General features: G+C 66.4%; 16 protein-coding genes. 10 read left to right on the top strand and 6 right to left on the bottom strand.

Going from position 1 to position 26443, the window contains the following annotated elements; translation table 11 throughout:
* Positions 1 to 26: 26 nt before the first annotated feature.
* Positions 27 to 2210, top strand: a complete 2184-nt coding sequence (locus ACQR1X_RS20320; RefSeq protein ID WP_434899449.1) for a tetratricopeptide repeat protein — start codon at positions 27 to 29, stop codon at positions 2208 to 2210.
* 405 nt (positions 2211 to 2615) lie between these two features.
* The gene (locus ACQR1X_RS20325; protein WP_434846761.1) at positions 2616 to 3551 is read left to right on the top strand and encodes a DUF817 domain-containing protein; all 936 of its coding nucleotides are present in this window, start codon (positions 2616 to 2618) and stop codon (positions 3549 to 3551) included.
* 147 nt (positions 3552 to 3698) lie between these two features.
* On the opposite strand, the gene ACQR1X_RS20330 is transcribed toward ACQR1X_RS20325, so the two are convergent.
* Positions 3699 to 3935: a hypothetical protein gene (locus ACQR1X_RS20330; RefSeq protein ID WP_316217907.1), complete on the bottom strand. Its 237-nt coding sequence runs from the start codon at positions 3933 to 3935 to the stop codon at positions 3699 to 3701.
* A 207-nt stretch (positions 3936 to 4142) separates the two neighbouring features.
* Here ACQR1X_RS20330 and ACQR1X_RS20335 point away from each other — a divergent pair, with 207 nt between their 5' ends.
* Positions 4143 to 4517, top strand: a complete 375-nt coding sequence (locus ACQR1X_RS20335; RefSeq protein ID WP_315802867.1) for a thiol-disulfide oxidoreductase DCC family protein — start codon at positions 4143 to 4145, stop codon at positions 4515 to 4517.
* A gap of 98 nt (positions 4518 to 4615) precedes the next feature.
* Here ACQR1X_RS20335 and ACQR1X_RS20340 read toward each other — a convergent pair whose 3' ends face one another.
* The 3 genes from ACQR1X_RS20340 to ACQR1X_RS20350 all read right to left on the bottom strand — a co-directional run bounded on the left by ACQR1X_RS20340 (position 4616) and on the right by ACQR1X_RS20350 (position 6636).
* Positions 4616 to 4936, bottom strand: coding sequence for a hypothetical protein (locus ACQR1X_RS20340; protein WP_316217906.1), 321 nt, complete (start codon positions 4934 to 4936; stop codon positions 4616 to 4618).
* A gap of 156 nt (positions 4937 to 5092) precedes the next feature.
* Complete coding sequence (locus ACQR1X_RS20345; protein ID WP_316179714.1) at positions 5093 to 5608, bottom strand: hypothetical protein; 516 nt, start codon at positions 5606 to 5608, stop codon at positions 5093 to 5095.
* Between the two features lie 83 nt (positions 5609 to 5691).
* The gene (locus tag ACQR1X_RS20350; RefSeq protein WP_316217976.1) at positions 5692 to 6636 is read right to left on the bottom strand and encodes an OmpA family protein; all 945 of its coding nucleotides are present in this window, start codon (positions 6634 to 6636) and stop codon (positions 5692 to 5694) included.
* Positions 6637 to 6914: 278 nt separating this feature from the next.
* On the opposite strand from ACQR1X_RS20350, the gene ACQR1X_RS20355 reads away from it, so the two are divergent.
* The 6 genes from ACQR1X_RS20355 (at position 6915) to ACQR1X_RS20380 (ending at position 15970) form a co-directional block, all read left to right on the top strand.
* On the top strand, positions 6915 to 7721 hold the full coding sequence (locus tag ACQR1X_RS20355) for a lytic murein transglycosylase (RefSeq protein ID WP_434899450.1): 807 nt from the start codon (positions 6915 to 6917) through the stop codon (positions 7719 to 7721).
* Between the two features lie 69 nt (positions 7722 to 7790).
* Positions 7791 to 11450: a trifunctional transcriptional regulator/proline dehydrogenase/L-glutamate gamma-semialdehyde dehydrogenase gene (gene putA, locus ACQR1X_RS20360; RefSeq protein ID WP_434899451.1), complete on the top strand. Its 3660-nt coding sequence runs from the start codon at positions 7791 to 7793 to the stop codon at positions 11448 to 11450.
* Between the two features lie 120 nt (positions 11451 to 11570).
* Positions 11571 to 12818, top strand: a complete 1248-nt coding sequence (locus ACQR1X_RS20365; RefSeq protein ID WP_434899452.1) for an amidohydrolase family protein — start codon at positions 11571 to 11573, stop codon at positions 12816 to 12818.
* Positions 12819 to 13685: 867 nt separating this feature from the next.
* Entirely contained in the window at positions 13686 to 14108 is a 423-nt protein-coding gene (locus tag ACQR1X_RS20370; RefSeq protein ID WP_316179707.1) for a hypothetical protein, read from the top strand.
* A gap of 114 nt (positions 14109 to 14222) precedes the next feature.
* The gene (locus ACQR1X_RS20375; protein WP_316179706.1) at positions 14223 to 15155 is read left to right on the top strand and encodes a hypothetical protein; all 933 of its coding nucleotides are present in this window, start codon (positions 14223 to 14225) and stop codon (positions 15153 to 15155) included.
* Positions 15156 to 15409: 254 nt separating this feature from the next.
* Positions 15410 to 15970 carry a hypothetical protein gene (locus ACQR1X_RS20380; protein ID WP_316179704.1) on the top strand — a complete coding sequence of 187 codons (561 nt, stop codon included), beginning with the start codon at positions 15410 to 15412 and terminating at the stop codon, positions 15968 to 15970.
* A gap of 247 nt (positions 15971 to 16217) precedes the next feature.
* On the opposite strand, the gene ACQR1X_RS20385 is transcribed toward ACQR1X_RS20380, so the two are convergent.
* Positions 16218 to 19370 carry an efflux RND transporter permease subunit gene (locus ACQR1X_RS20385; protein WP_434899453.1) on the bottom strand — a complete coding sequence of 1051 codons (3153 nt, stop codon included), beginning with the start codon at positions 19368 to 19370 and terminating at the stop codon, positions 16218 to 16220.
* Positions 19363 to 20370: an efflux RND transporter periplasmic adaptor subunit gene (locus ACQR1X_RS20390; RefSeq protein WP_434899454.1), complete on the bottom strand. Its 1008-nt coding sequence runs from the start codon at positions 20368 to 20370 to the stop codon at positions 19363 to 19365. The genes ACQR1X_RS20385 and ACQR1X_RS20390 overlap by 8 nt, the downstream gene beginning before the upstream one ends.
* Positions 20371 to 21137: 767 nt before the next feature.
* On the opposite strand from ACQR1X_RS20390, the gene ACQR1X_RS20395 reads away from it, so the two are divergent.
* Positions 21138 to 26423: an AAA family ATPase gene (locus ACQR1X_RS20395; RefSeq protein WP_434899455.1), complete on the top strand. Its 5286-nt coding sequence runs from the start codon at positions 21138 to 21140 to the stop codon at positions 26421 to 26423.
* Positions 26424 to 26443: the final 20 nt, after the last annotated feature.

Below are 26443 nucleotides of genomic sequence, written 5' to 3' on the forward strand. Positions count from 1 at the left end.
GCGGCTGATCCCTGGACGTTTTCAGCATGCAGCCAGCCTTGCGGAAAGGCGATGAGATCGCCGACCTGTTCGCCCGGGCGAGTGCGTTTCACCGCTCCGGCGATCTGGCCAAGGCTCAGGCCGGCTACAAGAAAATCCTCAAGAAGCGGCCGAACCATTTCGGCGCGCTCTATATGTTTGGACTGTCCGAGCACCAGAGCAACAATTCAGAGGCGGCGGAGCGCCTTCTGAAGCGGGCGGTGCTGGCAGACCCGCAAAACGTTGCGGCGAGATATGCGCGGGCCGTCGTCCTGTCCGCGCTCCAGCGCGACGACGAAGCGCTGACCTGCTTCGACGATCTCCTGGCCTTGAAACCGGATTTCTTCGAGGCGCAGCTGGAACGCGGCAAGCTGTTGTCGCGCCTCCAGCGCTTCGCGGAGGCGGTCGTCAGTTTCGACAACGCCCTCCGGATCAATCCGCAGCACCTCGACGTGTTGATGAACAAGGGCGAAGCGCTGCACTATCTCGGCCGGTTCGCCGATGCGATCGCATGCTACGACCAGCTTCTCGCGGCGAAACCCACGCATCTGGCCGCCATCATCAATCGAGGCTGCGCGTTCAAGGATCTGCGTCGATCCGATGAGGCGATCGCCGAATTCAACCGGGCGCTGGCCCTTGCGCCCGACGACACCACGGCGCTGATCAATCGCGGCGAGACGTTCCTCCAGCTCAAGCGTAACGACGACGCGCTCGCTGATTTCGACCGGGTGATCGCGCTCGATCCGCAATTCACCCTGGGCTGGCTCGGCCGCGCCAACGTCCTGATGCTCAACAAGCGGGTGAGCGAGGCGCTGGAGGCCTGCCAGCGCGCCGTTACGATCGAGCCGAACTCCGCGAAAGCGCTGAGCCAGATCGGTCAATGTCATGCGCTGATGGGCGATGCAGAGGCGGCTGTCGCACTTTTCGATCGGGCGCTCGCGATCGACCCGGCCGACGAAGTCGCACTGGCGAACCGCATCTTCTCGTTGGATTTCTGCGATGTCGGCTATGCGGAGCACCAGGCCGTCCGATCGGAGTGGTGGCGCCGGATCGGATCCAAAATCGCGGAGATGCATCCGCCTGTTCACACCAATGATCTCGATCCTCACCGACGGATCGTGGTGGGATATGTGTCGGGCGACTTCAAGGAGCATTCCGCCGCCCGCACGATCCGGCCCGTGCTGCAGAACCACGACAAATCGCAGGTCGAGGTGATCTGCTATTCGAACTCACCGGTCCAGGACGAAATCACGGCGACGTTCCGGGCTGTTGCTGATCGATGGCGCGACGTGATGCAATGGTCCGACGATCAGCTCACGGATGCCATCCGGGCCGACCGGGTCGACATTCTCGTCGACCTGTCCGGACACTCCCGCGGCAATCGGCTGGCCACTTTCGCGCGCAAGCCGGCCCCTGTGCAGGTTACCGCCTGGGGACATGCGACCGGCACCGGTCTGGCAACGATGGACTACCTGTTCGGCGATCCCGTCATGGCGCCGCTGGAGGCGCGTCACCTGTTCACGGAGCAGATCTACGATCTGCCATGCCTGATCATCATCGAGCCGCCGCCGGCGGGGCTGCGCAGCCTCGAGGCGCCCGTGATGTCCAATGGCCATGTAACGTACGGCGCGTTCACCCGGGCGAACCGCTTATCGAGCGCCGTCCTCGACGTCTGGGCCCGCATCCTGCGCGCCGATGTCAGCGCCCGGCTGCTGGTCAAGGACTATCTGCTTGGCGATGCTGCGATCCAGGCCCGGCTGCTGGCTGACTTCGCCGCGCGCGGCATCGCGCCGGATCGCATCGACCTGATGGGGCCGACCTCTCGCGACGAGCATCTGGCCGCCCACCGGCTCATCGACATCTGGCTCGATCCATTTCCCAATGGCGGCGGCGTCTCGGCCTGGGAAGCCCTGCACATGGGCGTGCCGGTCGTGTCGAAGCTCGGCAACGGGATGTGCAGCCGCGCCGGCGGCGCGATCCTGACGGCGATCGGCATGGCCGACTGGGTCGCCACGACCGATGATGAGTATGTGGACATCGCTTTGCGGTCGACGCCGGACCGGCTCAGGATGATCCGTCACCAGCTTCCCGACCTCATCGCCGCACGTTGTGGTCCGGCCATCTACACCAGGGCCGTCGAAGCGGCCTATCGCGAGATGTGGCAGACCTATTGCCGCGGTCGACAGACCTAACAAGAACCAGTCATCGAGAAGCGGGAAGCCAAACGATCGTGCCGCAGGCGCAGCGGCGGTGACTGCGCCCTCGCCCCTTGTGGGAGAGGGCATGTAGGACAGTGCAACGACCTCGGTCGGGTGAGGGGTCTATCTCCCCGAGTTGCGCTCGCGGACAGAACCCCTCACCCAACCGAGCCCGCGGCTCCGCCAGCGCTGCCCTCTCCCACACGGGGCAAGGGCACTGCATCGCGCGGCGGTGGGGAGGTTGCAGGAAGGTTTGGAAGGTGGCGTCGAGGTGACGGGGGCCGACAAGGCCTCTTGTCCGCAGATGTCCGTGCCCTTGCCGCAAGAGGCTGAACTTTGCGCAGACGGCGTTGGGCGATCGACTGCTAGGGATTGGCGTCTCACCGGACGCGGACTCCCATGCACGACAACGAGGTTTCATCGGCCGCAGCGCAGTCCAGTGCCGCCGCCATCTGGCCGCCCCTGCGCCGCTTCATCGCCGCGGAGGCCCGCCTCGCGGCGCGTGCGGCCGAAACGCCGTGGACTGCCTTCCTCTATGAATTCAGTCGCTTCGGCGTGAAGCAGGGCTGGGCCTGCCTGTTCGGCGGCATCGCGCTGGCATTGATGCTTGTGACATGGCGGTTCTATCCGGCCGATGCGCCGCTGGCCCGGTACGACTTTCTCTTCCTCTGCATGCTCGCCGTCCAGGCCGCGCTACTCGCGGCAAAACTCGAGACCTTTGAGGAGGCCAAGGTCATCCTGGTCTATCACCTTGTCGGGACAGCGATGGAGCTGTTCAAGACCGCGACCGGCTCGTGGATCTATCCCGAGCCGAGCCTGATCCGCCTGGGTGGCGTGCCGCTGTTCTCCGGCTTCATGTATTCCTGCATCGGCAGCTATCTCTGCCGCGTCTGGCGGCTGTTCGATTTCCGCTTCACCGGCCATCCGTCGCGGCGCTGGCTGGTCGGGCTGAGCGCTGCGATCTATCTCAACTTCTTCACCGACCATTACAGGCTCGATCTGAGGCTCGTGCTGTTCGGCTGGGCCGCGCTGCTGTTTGCGCCGGCGACCGTCCACTTCAAGGTCTGGCGCGTGCACCGCTCGATGCCGCTGCTGCTCGGGCTGATCCTGGTGTCGCTGTTCATCTGGCTGTCGGAGAATATCGGCACGCTGTCGCGCACCTGGATCTATCCGGCGCAGGCCCAAGGCTGGGCCATGGTGTCGGTCACCAAGCTCGGCTCCTGGTTCTTGCTGCTGATCATCAGCTACACGCTGGTCAGCCTGATCAATCGGCCGCAGGAGATGGACACCCGGGAAAGCGTGCTGTTGCCGGAGCGACAGAAGCAAGCCGCATAGCGCCCTGCCGTAGGGTGGGCAAAGGCGCCTGCACGGTGTTGGGGCTGGCGCAGGCATCGCGTGCCGTGCCCACCGCGTTTCGCGGCAGGCACCTGATGGTGGGCACGCGCTGCGCGCTTTGCCCACCCTACGGCAGCGGGGCTTTCGCTACTTCTTCTTCGCGCCGACCCTCTCCAGCGACTTGATCGCCAGCGGCGGGCGGCCGGACTTTTCGGCGATGTCGCGGTCCTGCTCCATGATGAAGCCGCGGGCCGGCTCGTCGCCGTCGAGGCCGCCGAGCAGCTCGGCCGGCACCCGCCGGTTGGAGCGCTGCGAGCCGTCCTCATAGGTGACGTTGAAGAAGGCGAATTCGCCTTTGGGGTTGGTGCCGGGTTTCTTTGCCATGGTCGGCGGTCTACGGCGGCGGGGCCGGTCCGGTCAATGCAGGAAAATGCTTATCCGCTGCCCGAATTTGACTTTTCCGTCATATGATTTTCGTGGAATCGGAGGAGTGGCCGGGCACGGCCGCGTCCTCTCGAAAACTCCTCGAATTTGCCGGATGACAATGCGTTCATCGCGGCCCCGAACCCGCGGCGAATTCCCGACATGTCGATGCCCCAACTCACCGTCTGGTACAACACGCGCTGCCCGGTCTGCGACGCCGGCATCGACTGGCAACGCAACAAGCTGCTGGCGCTGGTCAGGTCGGGGCGGGTCGCGTTCAGGGACATCAATGAAGAGCCGGAGGCGCTCGCCGCATTCGGCGCCGATGTCGACGCCGTCCGCCGCCGCCTGCACGCGACCGACGAGGAGGGGCAGTTGATCACCGGCGCCGATGTCGCGCTCTTGTTGTGGGCGCTGACGCCCGGCGAGGGCTGGCTCGCCAAGCTGTTCGGCAACCGTCTGGTGCGGCCACTGACGCGGTTCGGCTACGACCGGTTCGCCGATGTGCTGTTCGCCTGGAACAGGCGGAAGGGGCATTGGTGAGGGCGGACGGACGCTTGCCATGTCGCCACAACGGCGGTGCGCTCCCCTCCCCCTTGCGGGGAGGGGAGCGCACCTCCATTGCGGCAGAGATTTCAAGCTTATCGCCTCCGCACCTTGACCCGCGCATGCACCCGTGTGCCGCCGCGCGGCTCGTCGTCATCGTCGCCGCGGCCGAGCGCCATGATCGCGGTGCCCATCGCGGTCGAGCCGAAGGTGACGAAGAACGAGCCGAGCAGCAGGCCGATGGCGACGCCGGGCGAGCGATCGGAGAAGATCAGGTGGCGCAGGCCGAAAGGGTCGAGCGCCAGCAGGCCGCCGACCAGCACCACGGCCATGCCGAGGCCGAGCGCGAGGTTGATCGCGAGCAGGCGGAACAGGGGGATCTGAAGCAGTCTGCGTCGTCGCTGGCCTGGCGGCATCGGCGATCTCCCGCGGATCGTGAACGACCTCGACATGGTAGCACCGGCCGCAACGGGCTCAAGGCCGGAGCCGTCTGGCAGGAACATGGCTGACGCGCCATCGCGGCGCGCCGTTTCTGGACGATGGCGCGCCGGGCAGGCCGCGCGCCGATGACCTCACGCCGCCTCGCCCTCGGCCACGCCATGCTGCTTGGCGATCACGCTCTGCCAGACGCTGGCGATCGCGCGCTGGGTCTCCGGCGCGATCAGGCAATGGCCCTCGGGATCGAAGCCGCAGAACCGCACAGACGGATCGTGCCTCGTCTCGATCAGCGCCTTGTTGATCATGTCCAGCGAGGCCATCACCTGGCCGATGTTCTGCAGCCGCGTGTGATGCAGGATGTCGATCAGGCGGAACATCATCACCGGCGGCTGGCCGAGTGCGATGCCCGGGCGGCCGAATTCGAAGAACACGTTCACGGCCGGCAGCACGCCCTGGATCTGCGCCAGGATCTTGGCCGCATCGTCGGCCGAGCAGGCCACGAGGTGCGCGCCCGGCTCCGGCAGGGCGGGCGGTGCCGAGGGGGCCTCCGGCCCGAGCCCGAGCCCCGACAGCACCTGGTGCTCGATCCAGCGCCGCACCTCCGGTGGCGCCGAGCGAATCTGGTCGGCGGTCAACGTAATTCCGATCATGGCGTCGTCTCCAGTTTGGCCGCGGAGCTTAGAGAGCCACGATGGCACTGTCTTGACGAGGATCAAGCGGGTTGCGCGCCGTCTCAGGGCGCCACCAGCTCGACGCGCCGGTTGAGCGCGCGGCCTGCATCGGTCGCGTTGCTGCCAACCGGAGCGAGCAGGCCGACGCCCGCGGTGCGCAGCCGCGCCGGCGCGATGCGATAGCTCCGCGCCAGCTCGGCGGCGACCGCCTCGGCGCGCCGCCGCGACAGATCGAGATTGTAGTCGTAGCTGCCCTGATTGTCGGTGTGGCCGACGATGAAGACGCTGAGCTGCGGCTGGCCGGCGAGCAACTGCGCGATCTGCTCCAGCGTCGGCCGGCTCTCCGGCTTCATCGTCGCCTTGTCGGTATCGAAATAGATGCCGTAGAGCGCGATGTGGCCCTTGTCGCCGAGGCCCTTCGCCATCTCGGCGGCGCTCACCATCTTGTTCTCCATCGCGCCGAGCTCGGCGATGGTGAGTTGGGCGTAGATCTGCTGGTTGTTCTGGCTGACCAGCACGCTGGCATAGGTCTCGCGTCCGCCTGCCGCCTTGTGGCCGGCGACATAGCGATAATCGAAGCCGTCGACCCACATCTGCGGCACCGGCAGCGCGTCGATCGCTTCGGTGAACGGGATGGCGCCGCAGGCATCGGTGTCGCAGGCGAGGAGCGGCTCGAAGCCGGCCTTGGCGAGCTGGTTCTCGAAATTGCGCGACACTTCAAGGATCGAGGGGCCGGGCGCGGTGCGATAGGCGATTCTGACGATGCGGCCTTCCGGGCGCCGCTCGTCGGTCGCCTTGCCGTCCTTGAACGGCGCCGCCTGCATGCGCGCCGCATCGAAATCCTTGGCGACGTAGCCGGTGATCACGCTGCCGGCGAAACGGCCGATGCCTGGATAATCCTTGGCTCCCGCGATGTCGCCGGGCTGGGCGGCTGCAGGCGCCAGCGTGTGACAGAGCAGAGCCGCGAACAGCGCGAGCTGCGTCAGTGCGCCGAGTCGGAACGTCATTCTCATGGGGGACCTCTCCAGGCAAAGGGCAGGCAAAGCGGGCTAACGCGTGTGGCGTGCAGAGGGCGCTCGATCAGCGCGCGCAAGGAATGCGACCGCGACGAAGACGCGCCTTGCATATGTGGCGGGGAGGCCGCGTTGCGTTCAAAGGAGCCGAAGACGCAATGCAGATCGGGGGCGATTCCTGCCGGCTGGCCTGCCGCCGCCAAATCGGGCATGGTGACCGCGCTTGGCGCCGCCTGTCCTCATCACGCTCTCATGCAGGGACCTTTCTTCTCATGCTCGTTGTCCGATCCCTCGTAGTTGTTGCGATCCTCTCATTTGCCTCTCCTGCCCTGGCCGCGCGCTGCGGCGGCGACTTCAATAGCTTCATCACGAGCTTCTCGGCGGAGGCGCAGGGCGCTGGCGTCTCGGGCGGCACGATCAGCCAGGCGCTGTCGGGCGTGACGCTCGATCCGGCCGTGCTCGCCTTCGATCGCCGCCAGCGCTACACCTTCAACAAGAGCTTCGAGCAGTACGTCTCGACCCGCGTCGGCGCCGGCCGCATCAATGGCGGCCGCGCGATGCTGCAGCGGCACGCGGCGCTGCTGTCGAAGATCGAGCAGCAATATGGCGTGCCGCGCCAGATCCTGGTCGCGATCTGGGGGCTGGAGACCGATTTCGGCAAGGGCGACATGGGCAAGCTGCCGGTGATCCGCACCTTGGCGACGCTCGCGCATGATTGCCGCCGCACCGAATTGTTCCAGGGCGAGCTGCTGGCCGCGCTGAAGATCGTCCAGCGCGGCGATCTCACCTTGCGCGACCTCGTCGGCGCCTTCGCCGGCGAGATCGGCCAGACCCAGTTCCTGCCGTCGTCCTACATCAAATACGGCGTCGACTTCGATGGCGACGGCCGTGTCGACCTGCGCCACTCGACCGCCGACGTGCTGGCCTCGACCGCCAACCTGCTGCACAGCAACGGCTTCAAGATGGGCGCGCCCTATGATGAGGGCAGTGCGAATTTCGAGGCGATGCGCGAGTGGAACAGGGCGGTGATCTACCGCAAGACCATCGGCTACTACGCCGATCAGTTGATCGGGCGGTAGGCAACTCGGCACGCGCTCAGGCCGCGCAAGCGTCGCGAGTGACGAGGATCGCTTCAGAGGAGACGGGTCATGTCGCAGTTGTCGCCACGACCGTTCGCGGCGTTCGATGCCCAGGTCCAGCGCCAGAGCCAGAGCGGGCTGCGCGCTGCGATCACCTCGGCCTATCGCCGCGCCGAGCCGGACTGCATCGCGCCGCTGCTCGATCTCGCCGCGCTCCCGGAGTCGTCGTCGGCGCGGGCCGCCGAGCTGGCGCGCGATCTCGTGCTGCGTCTGCGCGGCAAGGCGCAATCCGGCGGCGTCGAGGGACTGATCCACGAATATTCGCTGTCGAGCCAGGAGGGCGTGGCGCTGATGTGCCTGGCCGAGGCGCTGCTGCGGATCCCGGACACGGCGACGCGCGATGCGCTGATCCGCGACAAGATCGCGACCGGCGATTGGCGCGCCCATATCGGGCACAGCCCGTCGCTGCTGGTGAACGCCGCGACCTGGGGCCTCATCGTCACCGGCACGCTGACGGCCGCCGCGAGCGAGGACAGCCTGGCGTCGGCATTGACGCGGCTCATTGCCCGCGGCGGCGAGCCGATCATCCGCAGGGGCGTGACGCTCGCCATGCGCCTGATGGGCGAGCAGTTCGTGGCAGGGCAGACCATCGACGAGGCGCTGTCGAACGGCCGGCCGCGGGAAGCGCAGGGCTTCCGCTACTCCTACGACATGCTGGGCGAGGCGGCGACGACGGCCGGCGACGCCGCGCGCTATTTCGCCGCCTATGAGATGGCGATCCACGCGATCGGGAGGCATGCGGCCGGCGCCGGCATCTACGACGGGCCAGGCATCTCGATCAAGCTCTCGGCGCTGCATCCGCGTTACCTCAGCATCAAGCGCGACCGCGTCATGAGCGAGCTGCTGCCGCGACTGAAGCAACTGGTCGTGCTGGCGCAGCGCTACGACATCGGCCTCAACATCGACGCCGAGGAAGCCGATCGTCTGGATTTGTCGCTCGATCTGCTCGAGGCGCTCTGCATCGATCCGGACCTCGCCAGCTGGAACGGCATCGGCTTCGTCATCCAGGCCTATCAGAAGCGCTGCGCCTTTGTGGTTGATTGGCTCATCGACCTCGCGCGGCGCACGCAGCGCCGGCTGATGGTGCGCCTCGTCAAGGGCGCCTATTGGGACAGCGAGATCAAGCGCGCGCAGGTCGATGGTCTCCAGGACTTTCCGGTCTTCACGCGCAAGCCCCATACCGATGTGTCGTACCTCGCCTGCGCCCGCAAACTGCTGGCCGCGCCCGACGCCGTGTTCCCGCAGTTCGCGACGCATAATGCGCGCACGCTGGCATCGATCGTGGAGATGGCCGGTCCCAATTACGAGCGCGGCCAGTATGAATTCCAGTGCCTGCACGGCATGGGCGAGCCGCTCTACGAGGAGGTTGTCGGACCCGCACGGCTCGGACGCCCGTGCCGCATCTACGCGCCGGTCGGCTCGCATGAGACGCTGCTGGCCTACCTCGTGCGCCGGCTGCTGGAGAACGGCGCCAACACCTCCTTCGTCAATCGCATCGCCGATCCCGCGGTGTCCGTCGACGATCTGATCGCGGACCCCGTCGCCATCGTTCGCGCCTTGGAACGCCCGGGCGCGCCGCACGACAAGATCAGGCGCCCGCCCGCGCTGTTCGGCCCGGGCCGCGTGAACTCGGCCGGATTCGACCTTTCCGATCAGCGCGCGCTGGCGCGTCTCGGCGAAGGCCTGGTCACGAGCGCGAGCCTCGATTGGAAGGCTGTGCCGACCGGAGCGACGGGCAGCGAAGGTGCGCGCCGCATTCGCAATCCCGCCGATCGCCGTGACGTCGTCGGCGCGGCCAGGGATGCCGCGCCTGCCGAGATCGAGGCCGCACTGTCGCGTGCGGCGAACGCCGCGCCGGCCTGGGCCGCGACCAGCCCGCGCGTGCGCGCCGCATGCCTGCGTGCTGCGGCCGAAACGATGGAGGCGCGTCGCCTCGTCCTCATCGGCTTGATCGTCCGCGAGGCCGGCAAGACCTTTGCGAACGCCGTCGGCGAGGTGCGCGAAGCCGTCGATTTCCTGCGCTATTATGCGAGCGAGATCGAAGCTCTCGCCGAGGGCGAGATGCCCAAGCCGCTTGGTCCCGTGGTCTGCATCAGCCCGTGGAATTTTCCGCTCGCGATCTTCACCGGCCAGGTCGCGGCCGCGCTCGCGGCCGGCAATCCCGTGCTGGCGAAACCTGCCGAGGAGACGCCGCTGATCGCCGCCCAAGCGGTTCGCATCATCAACGAGGCCGGCGTTCCAGCGGATGTCCTGCAATTGCTGCCCGGCGATGGCCGCGTCGGCGCCGCGCTGGTCGGCGATCACAGCGTGCAGGGCGTGATGTTCACGGGATCGACCGACGTCGCGCGGCTGATCCAGAAACAGCTTGCCGAGCGCCTCACCGTCCATGGACAGCCCGTGCCGCTGATTGCCGAGACCGGCGGCCAGAACGCGCTGATCGTGGATTCCTCGGCGCTCGCCGAGCAGGTTGTCGGCGATATCATCGCTTCCGCCTTCGACTCCGCTGGCCAGCGCTGTTCGGCGCTGCGCATCCTCTGCCTGCAGGCGGACGTCGCCGACCGCATCCTGTCGATGCTGCGCGGCGCGCTGCGCGAGCTTGAACTCGGCAATCCCGCGTCGTTGTCGGTCGATGTCGGCCCGGTCATCAGCGGCGAGGCCCGCGACACGCTCGATGCGCATGTCGCCACGATGCAGGCGCGCGGCCATGCCGTGGAGCGGCTGCCGCTGCCACCGCAGGCGGCGCACGGCACGTTCGTCGCGCCGACCATCATCGAGATCAGCAACATCTTCGATGTCGAGCGCGAGGTGTTCGGCCCCGTCCTCCACGTCCTGCGCTACCGTCGCGAGCAGCTCGCTGACCTCGTCGACGCGATCAACCTCACCGGTTATGGCCTGACCTTCGGTATCCATTCGCGGATCACGGAGACGATTGCCCGTGCCTCGAGCCGCAGCGCCGCCGGCAACATCTATGTCAACCGCAACGTGATCGGTGCGGTGGTCGGCGTGCAGCCGTTCGGCGGCTCCGGCCTGTCGGGGACCGGGCCGAAGGCCGGCGGGCCGCTGTATCTGCGCCGGCTGTTCGCGATGCCGCCGCGCCAGCGGCTCATGGCGTCGCAGTCTGACGCGGTCTTGCGCTCTTATCTCGACGGGTTGCGGGCCAGCGGACATGCCGCGGCGGCGCTGGCGTGCGAGGCGCATGGGCCCCAGGTGCTGGCCGGGCTCGAGATCGAGTTGCCAGGACCCGTTGGCGAACAGAACATCTATCGCATCACCGCGCGCGGCGTCGTCGCTGCACTGGCGAGAAGCGAGCAGGCGTTGCTGGTCCAGATCGGCGTCATTCTGATGACCGGCAACGACGCGTTCGTCGAACGCGCGAATCCCGCTGCTGCCGTGTTGGGACCGCTCGCCAGCCGGCTGCGCGGCCGCCTGCGGATCGTCGACAGCTGGCGGGCTCTCCGCGATCTGCAGGCCGTGCTTTCCGATGGCGCGGCGGATGAATTGATCGCGCTCGGCCGCGACCTCGCCACGCGCCCCGGACCGATCGTCCCGCTCGTCACGCCGCGCGCCAGCGACGGCTGCTACGATCTCGACCGGCTGGTCACCGAGGTCAGTCTCTCCACCAACACCGCGGCCGCCGGCGGCAATGCCAGCCTGATGTCGATCGGCTGAGAAGACAGGTATTCCGTCCCGGGCTGGCTCGAGGCCGCAGGACAGGATAGGGGAGAACACTGTCATCGTCGGCTCGCTCCGCCCGCTGACGCACGCTTCGCTCCGATCGAGGACACCTTGATGCCGACCATCCTGTTCAAGAATGCCGCTCTGCTCGACCCGCTGCAGCCGGAGCTGCGCGAAGGCCATCACGTGCTGGTCGAGGACCATCTGATCAAGGATGTGTCGGACAAGCCGCTGCAGACCAGCGTCGACCAGACCATCGATCTCCAGGGCAAGACGCTGATGCCGGGCCTGATCGATCTGCACGTCCATGCGATCGCGGTCGAGCTCAATCTCGCCCAGCAGGTGCAGATGCCGAACGTGCTGGTCACCTTGCGCTCGGCGCTGCTGCTCAAGGGCATGCTGCGGCGGGGCTTTACGACGGTGCGTGACGCCGGCGGCGCCGGCTATCCGCTGAAGCAGGCCGTCGACACCGGCCTCACCGAGGGCCCGCGGCTGTTCGTGTCCGGCCGGGCGCTCAGCCAGACCGGTGGCCATGGCGACATGCGGGCGCGGACGGATTTCCTGTCCGACAACGCCCCTTGTCCGTGCTGCGTGCGGGTCGGCGCGCTGGCCCGCGTGGCCGACGGCGTCGATGCGGTCCGCAAGGCGGTGCGCGAGGAGCTGCAGATGGGCGCCGACCAGATCAAGATCATGGCCTCCGGCGGCGTCGCCTCGCCGACCGATCCGGTCGGCGCGTTCGGCTATTCGGAGGATGAGATCCGCGCCATCGTCGCCGAGGCCCGCGCGCGGCAGACCTACGTCGTGGCACATGCCTACACGGCGGAGGCGATCGCCCGCGCCGTCCACTGCGGTGTGCGCACCATCGAGCACGGCAATCTCGTTGACCTTCCGACTGCGCGCCTGATGGCCGAGAAGGGCGTCTATGTCGTCCCGACGCTCGTCACCTATGAGGCGCTCGCCAATGAAGGCGCGCAATACGGCCTGCCGCCGGAGAGCGTCGCCAAGATCGCGGATGTGCGCGATGCCGGCCTGCGCTCGCTCGGCATCTATCGCGACGCCGGCGTCAAGATGGGCTACGGCAGCGACCTCCTTGGACCGTCGCAGCGCCTGCAGAGCGATGAATTCCGGATCCGCGCCGAGATCCTCGGTGCCCGCGAGGTCATTGCCAGCGCGACCGTGATCGGCGCCGAGGTGCTGGGCATGCAGGGCAAGCTCGGCTGCATCGCGCCCGGGGCCTTTGCCGACCTGCTCGTGGTCGAGGGCAATCCGCTGCGCGACGTCTCGTGCCTGCTCGGCCAGGGCGATCACATTCCGCTGGTGATGAAGGCCGGCAAGGTGCACATCGACCGGCTGAACGCCTGAGGCAGTTCGGCGCCGAAATCCATCGGGCCAATGGTCGACAGTCCCAGCGTTTGTGCGCGCTGTCATGCGGGACGTCCATCGTCTCTCCGCCGCCTCGACGCTGCGGGCGCCGACATCTGCGATGAGTGCTTCTTAGAACGCAGTCATTCGGCCTCGCGGCGCGCCCTGCGTCCGAGTTGTGCGGGTCGTTTCGCCCTCATCGACGAAGAGGGCGCAGGGAATGCCGGGAGCTGGCCGCCCCCATGGCCCGCCTGCGAAAAAAATGCAGGCGGCAGGTACCACAGGTTCAGCCGAGACATCCCGGCATTCCCCGCGCGATGGTTGGGCGGCTTATACGTCCTCTCCCCGGGGACCGGCTGTCTTGCCCCCGTCACGAACGGATCATCGTCACCGTCCGCTTGGCCTCAGCACCGGGAGGCCAGGACCCTACGATTTCGCCGGCGCATCGGGCTCGTTCGTCCGCACGATTGCTCGCGCTGCGATCCAATGCACCCACCGCATCCCGCACCCACGTCTCGTGACGATCGCGAAGCGCCCCTCATGGCGGGACGGGATGCGCATAGTCAATCATGTTTTTCTGAAAAACGAAAGTAGAATATTTTCCGTGGGAGGACTGGACAAGGGTGATGTGCTTGAGGCGGTGAGTAAAATCAGATTCTGGGCGCATCGCATCGGAGGTTGTTTTGTCGGTCGTGCGCGCCTGGCTCCGGGCCCGCACGAGTCTCGACAAGCAGATCCGCTCAAGCCCAGCAGGCCGACGTCTTTGGCGGCGGTCGGAAGGTCCGAGAAGGGCGATCATCGGACTCCATTAGCCTCAGCAGACGTGCTTAAATGGTGGCGGCGCTTCGCGCGCGAATGGGGGGAGGAATGAGCACGATTGCCGAAGGCGCTGCCGCCTTAACTGCAGCAATTGGTTTCTCTAAGGAGCTCTTAAACCTGAACAAGGCTCTCACCGAGGCCGAGTTTAAGTTGAAGATAGCCGATCTAACAAGCGCACTTGCGACAGCAAAGATCGCTGTCGCAGATTTCCAGGACGAACTACGCCAAAAGGACGCAGAAATCTCCGCTCTGAAAAAAGCCTTCGAATTCAAGCAGGATCTGATTGAACAGCGAGGATTCAAATACAGAAAGAACGCTGAAGGCAACCCAACCGGCTCAGCTTTCTGTCCGCGTTGTGAACAAAACAAAGGAAGGTTCTATCAGCTGACTGTCGTGCACAAGCCGGGAATGCCCTATGCTTGCCCCGAGTGCAAGGCGGAGTACTCGGGCGACGTGACGTCGTACAGCTAAAGAAAGCTCTCACCGAGATTAACTTCGAACCCGTTGTCACGTCGGTCGTAGCCCTTGAGCGCGTCGACCTTCACGTGGTGGTTCTGCTTCATCACCTTGAGGGAGGCCAATGGCATGGAAGTCGCGGACGCGATTGAGCGCTTCGATTCGCGCGGTAAACGCCTCGCCAATCAAGCTTTGCTATTCTTAGCCTTGGTTTTCCTATTGCTGGTGGGCGGGGTAGCAGCCGTCATCTTAGCTCCGAACTTAACCGCTGGAGACATTGGAAGTCCGACCTACGACGAAAAAATCGTTACCATAAATCGTGAGCAAGCCAAAATCCGTGCGCGCCGGTCGGATCTCGCGGAGCCAGAACGAAAGTGCGGACGAACAGTCATAGAGGCAATTCGCAGGTGGCAACAAGCAGTGCAGCAGCCATCTTCTCAAGAAAGATTCGCTCCAAAGTCGGGATTGGAGGTTGTTTCGAAAGTTGAATCCGCTTTTTCTGACAAACCAGACGTGAACTCAGTGCAGGTTGGCATGTTTATTTGCCACGGTGAGTACGGGTTCTCGATATCTAAACAACAGCTTGACGAGTTTAGGTCCACGTTTCCAATCAAGCTGATTACAGACCAAATCGAGCGTGAAACGGAAATAGCCTCGCTGGAAGCACGATCGAAGTCACTCGATGCAATTACAGATCAGACAAACTTGGAGAAACTAGAAGCTGAGGTTGGACTCATCAAGAGCACTGAAACGTTGCCCAAGAACGGAAGCGACCTGTTTCTGCGTTTGCTGCAGACGAGCGTAACGCGCTTTGGATTATTGGCGGTCATTGGATTTTTCGTCAGCATCCTCGTTTCGCTTTACAGATACAACATTCGATTAGCAGCGTTCTATACAGCCAGAGCCGATCTCTTGCGTCTTCTAGGATCTGGCGCAACAGTCTCCGAGTATAGTCTTCTAGCGGCGGCCTTAACCCCCACTCTCGAATTTGGCAAAGTGCCCCAGCCACCGCTCGGTCAGCTGGCCGAGCTTATAAAGGCTGCAAAAGAAGCGGTAAGATAGGCCGTAGGGCGGATTAGCGGAGCATATCTGCCGTTCGGGAAAATCGGCAGCAGGCGTGATGTCATGGCTACGACGGCGGACTACGCCTTCGGCTAATCCGCCCTACTCGCTACGGCTGATGGGCATCGCTTCGTTCCACCGATCTTACGGCCCGGCACTGCTGGAGATTGTTTGCGCGCCAAAATACCAGTGGGTTTACAAGATTGCGCGATGGAGAAATGGTACCTTGCGGAGAGGAAGCAAGGGAAGTTGTCATGGGGATTTTCGGCAAATACCGGCTTTGGGCGGGCGCCATCGGCAATGGCTGCGTTCAATGGATAGGCGAAGCGGTCGTAGGATTGTTGCCGCTTTTCGCATATCTCCTAAATCACGGCTTCGGAAACGACTCATTTTTCACGGCACTGTGCGACGATTCTGCCCACCAACCTTACGCGCTTTATGCAAAGGCTTGTGGTGACTACCCCGATAGCCCGCTCGCAGAGGTATGCGTGTTAGCCGTCGTCATCTCCGGGCTATCTCTCCTCTCAATAGCGCAATTTGCGAGAGGACGACGCCAAACACCCAAGAATGCATTGACATATTTGATGATGCTTTTGGCGATTCTGTCTCTGGTCGCCGGAACGCTTTTTTATGCGCGAATTACCTCACATTCCAACGGCGGGCACGAGGAGTGGACTTACGTCACGCTCGGGGTCGCGCTGGTCAGCTCGTTCGCGCTTGCCATTCAGGAATCGATCGCGGAGTTTCGAACAAGCGACCAGTATCGCCGCGGCGTTGACCTCGAACCTAGCGCGCCTAGCCAACAATCCGAATAATCTTCCACTCTTTGCATGCAAGCTTGTGTGCGTTGTGCGTAGCCTGTCGCACGAAGCCGCCGATCGGGAATGTTCTCGCCACGTCCGCATCGAGCTGAACGCGGACGCCGGTCATTCGGTCGCGAAGGTCTGCAGTTGACCAGGGACAAGCTCGTCAACACGGGGCGGAATTTAATCTCCTTCATCCGGCCCGCACGGTGAAGCGTCGAGCAGTGCGGCGAACGTCGCGGACGTCTCACGCCCAAGATCAGCTCGCCGCGACATCTCCGCGGGCGTGCACGCCGCGCGCGAACCGGCCGAAGCGCAGCGCCAAGGTCGGCAGCACCAGCAGGTTCAGCGCCATCGAGGTCAGGAGCCCGCCGAGGATGACCACGGCCATCGGTCCCTCGATCTCGCGGCCCGGCTCGCCGGCGCCGAGGGCGAGCGGCAGCAGGCCGAGGCCGGTCACCAGCGAGGTCATCAGGATCGGCACCAGGCGGTCGGCGGCGCCGGCGATCGCGGTCTCCAGAGTCCAGGCGCGGCCTTCGGTGACGACCAGATGCTCGTAATGCGAGATCATCAGGATCGAGTTGCGCAGCGCGATCCCGAACAGCGTCACGAAGCCCACCATCGAGCCCAGCGACAGCACGCCGCCGGTCAGTGCGACCGCGAGGACGCCGCCGACGAAGGCGAACGGCAGGTTGATCAGCACCAGCACCAGGTTGCGCCAGTGCCCGGTGACGAAGGACAGCAGCAGCACGATGCCGATCGTCGCCAGCAGCGAGTTCACCAGCAGGTCGCGCCGCGATTTGGCCTGCGCCTCGGCCGCGCCGGTGAACTCGACATGCGCGCCCGGCGGCAGCTTGACCTCCTTGGCGATCTTCCGTTTGGCCGCGGCCACGAAGGATTCGAGGTCGCGCTCGGCGACGTTGGCGGTCACGGTCTGGACGCGCTGCCCGTTGCGATGAAGCACGACGTAGCGCCCCGCGGTGCCGTAGACGTCCGCGACCTGCTTCAGGAGGATGTAGGCGCCGCTCGGCGTCCGGATCGGCATGTTGCCGATCTCGGTCGGGCGTGCGGTCGCATCGGGATCGAGCTTGACGATGACATTGAAGACCACGTTGCCTTCATAGGCCTGGCCGACCACGTCGCCCTGATAGGCGGTGCGGATCAATTCCAGCACCTCGACCGCATCCAGGCCCCAGGATTGCAGATCGGTCGGGCGCAGGGTCACGTTGACCTGCGGCATGCCCGGCGGCGACTGCTGCTGGATGTCGATCGCACCCCGGACCTCGCCGAGCTCGCGCGCGATGTCGCGCGCCGCGCGCTCGAGATCGTCGAGATCGGGGCCGAACACGTTGATGACCACGGCGGCGTTGAAGCCGGACAGCGTCTCCTCGATGCGCTCCGTCAGGTAGGTCTTGATCGACAGGTTGATGCCGGCGAAGTTGGCGAGCGCGGCGCGGATGCGCTGCTGCGCCAGTTCCTGCTGGTCGCCTGATAGCCCCGGCTTCAGGTCGACCTCGATCTCGCTCGAATGCGTGCCCGCGGTATCGACGCCGGCTTCGGCGCGGCCCGCATGTTGCGCCACGCTGCGGACCTCCGGCACGCCCTGCAGGGCCTCGGCGATCAGCGTGCCCAGCCGCAGCGATTCGTCGAGTGAGGTGCCCGGCAGCGTCGAGACGTGGAGGATCAGGTGGCCTTCCTTCAGGTCGGGCAGGAAGGTGCCGCCGAAGAACGGCACCAGGCTTGCGCCGCCGGCGGTCACCAGCACGGCCGTCACCATGACCGACTTGGGGAAGCGGCCGAGCCGTCGCAACAGCGTCTCGTAGGAGCGGCGCGACCAGCGCACCAGCGGCGGCTCGCGTTGCTCTCGCGGCTTGCGACCGGCCAACAGCAGCATCGAGAGCGCCGGTGTGACGGTCAGCGCGACGATCAGCGAGGCGACCACCGCGAGGATGTAGGCGATGCCGAGCGGCCCGAACAGCCGGCCGGCGAGGCCCGGCAGCGCAAGGATCGGCACGAACACCAGCAGCACGGCGAAGGTCGCATAGGCGACCGCGCCGCGCACCTCGAGCATGGCTTCATAGACGACGCGCGCTTCGCTGCGCGGCGACGGCAGGCCGCGGTTCTCACGCAGCCGGCGCACCACGTTCTCGACCCCGATCACGGCATCGTCGACGACCTCGCCGATCGCGATGGCGAGACCGCCGAGGGTCACCGTGTCCAGGCTCTGTCCCATCCACTGCAGGGCCAGCACGGCCGAGAACAGCGACAGCGGGATCGCGGTGCAACTGATGACGGAGGTGCGCCAATCGTAGAGGAACAGGAACAGCACGATGATGACCAGGGCGCCGCCGATCAGCAGGGCGAACAGCACGTTCTCCGTCGCCGCATCGATGAAGGTCGCCGGACGAAACAGATCGGCGTGCAGCTTGACCTTCTCGCTGTCGAGCGCCGGGCGCAGCTCCCGCAGCGCGGCCTCGACGCGCGCCGCGACGTTGCGGGTGTTGGCGCCGAACTGCTGGCTGATCATCATCATGATGCCGGGCCGGCCGTTGATCAGCGCGCCCCCGATCGGCGGCTCCGGCGCGTTCACGACCGTTGCGACGTCGCCGAGCACCACGCTGGCGCCGCCCTGATGCAGCAGGACCGTGCGCGCCAACTGCTCGGGTGTGAGCGACTGGCCCTGCGTCTGCAGGATGACGCGCTGATTGGCGGTGTCGACGAAGCCGGCGCCGCGCACGCCGGTGGCCTTGCGCGCGGCGGCGACGACATCGTTCATGCCGACGCCGAAGCGGACCAGATCGTCGGATCGCACCTGCACCTGCAGCGACCGGATGTCCCGGCCATAGGTCGTGACCTGCGCGACGCCGGGCACCGCGAGCAGCCGCCGGCTCACGGTCCAGTCGGCGATGGTGCGCAGATCCATCAGCGAGCGCTGCTCGGAGGTCAGCCCGATCGCCAGCACGGTGCCGGCCGCCGGCACCAGCGGCGTCATCGATGGCGCCCGCACGCCCTGTGGCAGGCTGCCGGCAACGACCGCGAGCCGCTCGGTCACCAATTGCCGCGCCCGGTAGACCTCGGTGCCGGGCTGGAAAATGACCGAAATGACGGACAAGCCCTGGATCGACGACGACCTCATGCTCTCGACGCCGGCGAGACCGTTGATCGCGGTCTCGATCGGCTGCGTGACCAGCACCTCGACCTGTTCGGGACTGAGCCCCGGCGCCTCGGTCTGGATCGAGACCTGGGGCGGAGCGAATTCGGGAAACACCGCGTAGTTGGCGCTACCCAGCGACAAGATGCCATAGCCGAGAATGGTGCAGGCCAGCGCCAGCACGATGCCGCGAAAGCGGATGGCAAACGAGATCAGCGCCGCCTGGGGGCCGGCCGCGGCGCCGCGAACGCCGTCAATCATCGTCGCCGCCGCCGCGCAGCTCGCTCTTGGCCTCCTCCGACAACAGCACCTGCGCGCCGCGCAGGACGATCTCGGAGCCCGACGGAATGTCCTGCACGACATAGTCGTCGTCGGACACCGGCTGGTCGGTGCGGATCGGATGGCGCTTGAAGATCTCGGGACCGGCGCGCAGATAGACCCATGAGCGGCCCTGCCATTGTACGATCGCGGTGTCCTCGACGAAGACGCCGTCGAATGACTTGCCCGAGGGTACGTAGGCGATGGTGTTCATCCCCGGCAGCAGCCCGCTGTCGCCGGCGGCGACGAAGTAATAACTCACGCCCTGGATGCGCGGATCCGTTCGCGGCGCAGCCGACAGATAGCGCAGATCGATGTTGGCGCTGCGGGTCGGCGCCTGCGCCAGCGCACCGCGCGGCGGCGCGGCCAGACTCACGCCGGGCGGCAGCGTGACCTGCACCAGCAACTGCTCGCGTTCGATCAGTTGCACGACCTGCGGCGAGCGCTCGATGATGCCTTTGCCGATGACGGCGCCCCATTCCTGCCGCGCCGTCGCCATCAAGGTCTTCACTTGCGATTCCGCCGCGGCCAGGGAGGCTTGATCGGTCCGGAACGTGCCCTCCGCCGCCTCGGCGTCCTTGCGCGGCATGGCCGCCGACTGCACGAGGTCGCGGGCGCGCTCGAACGCCAGTCTTGCGACGTCGAGCTTCGCTTGCGCCGTCTGCAGCTGCGCCTGGGCATTGGCGTAGTTGTTGGTCAGGTCGGTGAGCCTGGCGACGTCCAGCACCGTGCCGTAGGCGCGAAATTGCTCGGGATGGGATTCCGCCTTCAGGACGGCGGTCTGGAGCCCGATCTGCTTTTGTTGCGTCGCGGAAAGCTTGACCGACGCAGGTTCGCGCTCGGCCGTCCCGGCAGTCTGCGACTGCGCGCGCGACGGCAGCGAAACCAGCGTGAACAGCACGGCACCGCATGCGGCCGCAGCCCTCGTCCGTTGCCTCACCATGCAGTCCCGGCCCCATCGATCGGGAAACGTCTGGACGACGTCGATGTCATTGCAACAACAGCTACTTCAGCTTCGAGGGTGTTTCAAGCAGCGTCGGCTGCAGAGCCATCGCATGGGATCCGGCGACATCCCCGGGCTTCTTTGGCGGGCCATCGTGTGGGGCACGGCGACGCCGTTTCGGTCGGATGCAATCACCGTATTCGGGGAGGGAACGACGCGGTGCCATGCACGCTGGCGCCAATGCTTGTGGCGCCGCCCCCCTGCAAGCGAGCCGCATACGCGGCGGGCTCGTGGTCGAACAGGGACCGCAGCCGTGCTGCGGCGTGGACATCGGGCGTTCGGCATGCGTCTCGATATTTCTTCTTGAGCGTTAGAAGTATTCTTAGACACATTCCAGCGTATTCGTCCGCAACCCAAGCTTGTTGTCGGCCACGCGCGCGACGCTACACAAAAAGCCAAGACTAACAAACTTCTTAGGCGCGATTTTCCTCATCGAATGACCCGGGATTTTTTCACGATTCTCCGACGGGAGCGAGAATCGTCACATTCATCTACCTGTCGGGTCATTGATGTGACCTCACTTCGCCATACCCCTCCGCAACGAGTCGGGAGTTCCGTCGACGTTGCAGCGAGGCAAGCTTGTCCACTCTGAACCCACTCTCCGATCGCCCGGCGCTCCGTGATCATGCGCAGGGCCATCCTTGTCGGTCAGCCTCTCGCCGAGCTCGCGCCGACGTTGCGGCCGACTTCAGAGAAGGATCTGCGCGATGAGCCAGCTGGTGAATGTGCGGCCCAACGAGGCCGGCGCGGGCGATCGCAAGGCGCAGAGCAGTGCAGCCGATCACGGCATGCGGCTGCTTGGTGCTATCGGCGCGGCAGCCCTGGAGCCGCAGTCGCCGACCGACGCCTGGGCGTCCTCGACGAGCGAAGCACTCGGCATGGGATCGGTCGTCGAGCCGTTGCAGGACGTGCTCGGCAGTCTGACCGAGATCATTCGTGCCGAGGGCTCCCCGGCGGAGCGTCAGCCGGATCATCCATTCGCCGACGATCATGGCTTCGCGCTCGACCAGGAGGAGCTGGCGGGCCTGCCGGGCGTGGTGATCAATACCTTCGATGTCGACGGTCCGGTCTGGCTCGCCGTCGAGGCGCTTGCCGCGACGGAGCCGCCTGCCATCGACTACGATCTCAAGACCTGGGTCGAGCCGTCGTCCGACCCCGACCGCCGCCCATCGCCGCACGAGAGCATCGTGGTCACGGTCGATGAGATCGAGAAGAACCGCCTCACCTTTGCCCGCCACGCGCGGCCCGAGGATTTTTCGCCGGCCCCGGAGCTGGGCGCCTGGACTGGACGGCTGCGCCTGGAGCAGCGTCCTGACCTCGTGCAGCGGCTCGAGCGCTATATCAGCGGGCCATGGACCGCCTGGGCCGACACCGAGCGCATGCGCCGCCGGACCATGTCGATCCACCAGCGGCTGCGCGACATGGCGGCCACGGCCGGCGCCGATCAGGTCATGGAGGTCATGTGGGGCGTCGCGCTGTCGTCTTGGCGGCAGGGCGGGCGGGAATTCGAGTTGCCGCTGTTCGAGCGCGCGGTCGAGATCGAGATCATCGCGCGCCCGGATGCCGAGGTCAGGGTCCGGCCGCGCTTCGTCGGCGCAACCGTCAATTTGAGGGCGCTCGATGCCGTGGCGCCGGACGCCGCGCTTGCCGTGCGCGACAAGCCGGATCGCCTGGTCGAGGCGCTGGAGCAGCGCGCAGAGCTGTCGCCGTTCACGCCGATCGGGACCGATCAGATCCTGAGCGCCGCAGGCGTGCAATCCGGTCACAGGACGTCGCGCGATCCCGTGTCGTCGGACGGCACGCCGGCCATGGAGGCCGCCATCGCGGCGGGACGCTGGGTCATATCCGCGCGGCGGCGGCCGGAGAGCCTCGCCCTGCGCGACATCGACAGTCTCAAGACCGCGATCGAGCATGCGCCGCAGAGTGAGTGCTGCCTGTCGGGAGCCGTGAACGCGCTGCTCTCGCAGCCGGATGGACGTGGCCACGCCAATGCGCGCCGGCACCTGTCCGGCATCGTCGGGGGCCCCATCGACATTGCGCCTGCGCCAAAGCCTGCCGCGGTCGAGCAGGGTGATCTGTTCTTCCCGCTGCCGGCTGTCGCGGAGGATGTCGAGGTCGTGCGCGAGCTGTCGCGGTCGGATGGCCTGATGGTCCAGTCTGTCGCACGCGACGATCGGATCGCGGCGCTCGTCAACGTCGTCTGCCATCACCTCGCGCTCGGCTCGCGCGTCCTCGTCGTGTCCAGGGACGAGGCTGCACTTTCCCTGCTGCATCAGAAGCTGCCGCCGGCCATTCGCGAGCTGACCGTCAGCTCGACCGGCTCCGACAAGGACGTGCTCAGGAAGGCCGAAGCCCTGGCCGGCCGGCTGCAATCGATCCTGGACACGCCGAATCTGCGCGATCAGGTCGGTCAGATCGGCCGGCTCGAACGCGACATCATCTCGAAGCGCACGCAGATCGCATCGCTCGACGACGAGATCGCCGAGATCGTCCAGCGCAACCTGCGAGTCGCCGGCGGCTTGCCGGAGCTGCCGTTCGATCTGTTCAAGGCGCTGATCGGCGAACAGGAGGCGCATGCCTGGTTCACCGACCGGCCGAAGCGCCTGCTCGCGGCCACCGACCCGCTCGTCACGGCGGTCGACAAGGCACGCGAGGCGCGGCTGCGGCTTGCCGGTGATCTCAAGCACATCGATGTCGAGTTGCCAGAGCTCGCGGCGCTTCCCGACACTGCCGCGATCCTGCGTCTGCACGCGGAGCTGCAGCACCAGGCAGGGCTGACGTCGGACGCAGGCCGCGACGAGGATCTCGCGCTCGACGCCATCGCGACCTTCGGGCTCGACGCAACCAACCGCCTGGCGGCCGATCTCGATGCGCTGGTGACTGGCCATCGCGCCATCGCGGAGGCGCCCTGGCTCGCGCGTCTGTCGCCGCTCGGCACCGCCAAGGCCGACGAGCCCGTGGCTCTCGACAAGGTCGTGGGCTGGGCGCGTGATGCGTCGTTCCAGCTGTCCCGAAGCGCCGAATTCACGAGGCGTCAGGTGCAGGCGCCGGTCGAGGCGTTCACCAGGAGGGATGCGATTCGCGTGGTCGAACGGCTTGCGGCCGGCGAGAAGCCGTTCGCGCGGTTCTCGCCGTCGCGCCGCGCGCTGAAGGCCGCCGTCGAGGCCATCACGGTGGACGGGGCCGCGCCGTCGAAGCCGGCGGATTGGCAATATGTCGGGCGCTTCCTGCTGTGGCGTCACGACCTGCATGCGTTGCGTGCGCGCTGGACGTCGATCGCAACGCAGATCGATGCACCCGCGCTTCAACTGGAATCGGCGCGGGCGTTCGATGACCTCGAGCACATCGTCAGGAGCGTCGAGGCCGCCGTCGTGACGGCCGCGCTCGCCGTCCGCAACGTGGCCGATGCCTGCTCCAAGCTGTCGATGCCGGACGGCGACGTCAGGGCGATGCTGGCCGATGCACAGCGGCTGGCCGCGTTCGGCGCGGCGATCCGGACCGTCATGACGCGCGTATCGGGACCGCTGGTCGAGCTCGCTCGCCTGGGCGAGTTGTTCGCCCGGGCGGGAGAACTCGCCGTCTCTGTTCAGGATGACGTGCTGTCGCGGGTCGGTGACGCCGAGACGGAGCCCCAGGAGCTCGAAACGCGGTGGACAGGCATTCTCGCAACCATGGAGAAGATCCGCGAGGCCGGCCCGGACTACGAACTCGTCAGGACCGCCTGCCGGATGGCGACTGCAGCGGGCGCGCCGAGTCTGGCGCAGCGACTGCGGTCCGCGCCGGCCGCGGGCGAGGCGAAGGATGCGACGACGCTCGCGGAATGGGTGGCGGCGTGGAATTGGGCCGTGCTGATGCGGATCGAAAGTCCGGAGGAGCGGCAGCTGCTGCATGACCTCGCGGCTCAGCGCGCGCGGCTTGAGACGCGCTCGCTCGCTCTGTTCGAAGCGGTGATCGGTGCCCGCATGTCGCTGGCCATCGCGCAGAATGCGGGCGGCGCCGTCAGGCAAGCGGTGAAGCGGTTCAGGGACTCGATGCAGAAGATGGCGTCGGCCTGCTCCGGTCCGACCGCGCGCCGGCTTCGGTTTGCCGCGCGCAGGTCTCTTGACGGCTGGCTCGAGGAGATTCCTTGTCACGTGATGCCGGCCTGGCGTGTCGCCGAGTTGCTGCCGGCCCGGATCGGCACCTTCGATCTTCTGGTCGTCGACCACGCCTCGCGCTCGGATCTGCGCGAGCTGACGGCGATGCTGCGGGCCCGTAAGGTTCTGATCAGCGACGCGCGTCATGACGACGGGACCTCGGTCGAAGCCGGCCGCAACGATGCTGTTGTCAAACGCACCGAGACGACCGCGCTGCGCCGCGTTCCGCCGGCGCTGCGGCGGCTGCTGATGCCGGGTGCCTCGCTGCGCGATCTCGCCGCGATCCTCTTTCCCGATCGCATGATCGAGCTGCGTGCGCGCCCTGCCGGCGTCGAGGCGGCCTCGGTCACAGCTCAGCTGCTGCCCGCCGATACGTCCAGATCGGCCGATGCACCAGCCGCCGAGCTGCCGCGGCCGGCCCGCGCGGCTGCGCCGGCGCCGAAGCAGCGGCCGCAGCCGCGGCAGGTCATCACGACGCACTCGCTCGAAGAGGAGATCGCCACTGTCGCGAAATATCTCTCGATGGCGCGCCGCTCGGGGACGGACATCGCCACGTCTGCCGCGGGCAAGCCGAGCGCGCCCGCGATAGCGCAGCGTGCCGAGAGCCGCGCGGCTGCGCCCAAGCCCTCGCCGGAGATTCGCGTTCTGCGCCGGCGTCCGCCGCGCGAGCCGGCCGCGGACATCGTGACGCCGGCTTCGGCTCCGCCCGAGCTTCCGGCCGTCGAGGAGCCGGCCACGGTCGAGCCGACCCAACCGCGCGCGGCCACCGTCGTCGAAGCGCCGATCATTGTCGCCGATCGGCTCGCGGTGCCGCAGCGCCCTGGCGAAAGCAAGGTGGTCACAGCAGAGATCGACGCGAAGCCCACGAGCGCCGCGTCGGCAGAGCCCGTGAAGACAGGCGTCGTTGCGACATCCGCTGCGGCAGCGGCTTCTGCCACCACTGAGCCTGCCGCCGCTGCCGCGGCTCCAGCCTCTGTTGCGGAGTCCGTAACGCCGGCGGCAGAGATCAAGATTCACCCTTCTCTCGTCGAGATGGCGTTCAAGGCGACGGAGAACGCCGCGGCACCACGCCGCCGTGTGCCGAGCCGGCGCGTGATGGCAGTTGCCGCGGCCGGGCTGCTGGCGATCGTCGGTGCGGCGGTGTCCTGGGAGCGCGCGTCGGAATGGATCCAGCCGGCCCTGAGCGGTGCGACGGCAGCGTCCGCGCTGCCGAGCGAACCGGGCGCCCGCAAGGTCAATGCCGAGCGGATCACGCCGGAGGCCAAGCCGGCGATCGCCGCTGCGGCCGAGGAGCATGCCACGGTCGGCATGAGCGTGCCGGTCAGCACACCGGCGCAGGCGTTCCTCTATCACGAGGATCCGCAGGATCCGAAGGGCAAGCGCTATCCCGGCAAGGTCACCTGGTCGATCGAGCAGAGCAGGGGTCCGCGACTCGATGCGGCGCCGGCGATCAAGGGGGAGATCGAGATCGAGAACGGCACCAAGGCCACGATCTCGCTGCGGCGGAACGCCGACATGGAGATGCCGGCGAGCCACATCATGGAGCTCAAGTTCGACTGGCCGGATCAGTCGGTGAGCGGCCTGACGAGCCTGAGGGGCATCGGCCTGAAGGGCGAGGAGGCCGAGCGCGGGACGGCGCTGGTGACCCAGACCGCCCGGGTGACGCCGAAGTACTTCATGGTCGCGCTGTCCGCCAACGAGGTCGACACCAAGCGCAACCTGATGCTGCTCAAGGGCAAGCAGTGGTTCGACATTCCGATCGTCTACGAGGGCGGCAACCGGGCGCTGCTGTCGATCGAGAAGGGATCCGACGGCGAGCGCGTGTTCAAGGACGTGTTCGCCAGCTGGGGTCAGTGACGGGGCTGGCGGGCATCAAG

Origin of the sequence: Bradyrhizobium sp. HKCCYLRH3073 (genome assembly GCF_051167995.1) — a bacterium.
Lineage (GTDB): Bacteria > Pseudomonadota > Alphaproteobacteria > Rhizobiales > Xanthobacteraceae > Bradyrhizobium.